Source organism: Mesorhizobium sp. M8A.F.Ca.ET.161.01.1.1 (genome assembly GCF_004792105.1).
Classification (GTDB): domain Bacteria; phylum Pseudomonadota; class Alphaproteobacteria; order Rhizobiales; family Rhizobiaceae; genus Mesorhizobium.
The window spans coordinates 1-339 of the sequence record NZ_SRTD01000246.1 but is presented as its reverse complement, the minus strand read 5'-3'; the positions used below and the strand labels follow the sequence as shown (position 1 = coordinate 339).

Here is a 339-nt window from a genome sequence, read left to right as displayed (position 1 = left end):
GGCCCGCCATGCAGAACATTGGGCTTGCGCTCTTCGATGCGGTAATCGGCATCGCCGGACTGGCGGGCAAATTCCTCCGCCTGTTCACGCCGGCCCAGATTGAAGGCCCTGCCATCACTGAGGAACACCCGGTAAATGCGCTGACCTTCGACCTGCCGCGCGGCATGGCGGGCCGGAGGATATTCACAAGGCGCTTCGCGCGCTTTCCGAAGAGCACGGCATCGAGGAATTCATCATCGAGCCGCCGCATGTCGGGGCTGATCAGCGGCTTGCCTCGATCGAACTCTTGGCCACGCACCGCCTTTCCCGGGCGGCGTGATTTAGTCCTCAGGAGGAAAT

Annotated in this window: 2 pseudogenes; one reads left to right on the top strand and one right to left on the bottom strand. The window is 62.5% G+C overall.

Annotated features, from left to right (window positions below):
- Window positions 1–176: pseudogene (locus tag EN804_RS38480) on the bottom strand (alkane 1-monooxygenase); the annotation flags it as partial.
- On the opposite strand from EN804_RS38480, the pseudogene EN804_RS38910 reads away from it, so the two are divergent.
- A pseudogene (locus EN804_RS38910) lies at window positions 164–319 on the top strand (alkane 1-monooxygenase); the annotation flags it as partial. The pseudogenes EN804_RS38480 and EN804_RS38910 sit on opposite strands and share 13 nt — an antisense overlap.
- Window positions 320–339 lie beyond the last annotated feature (20 nt).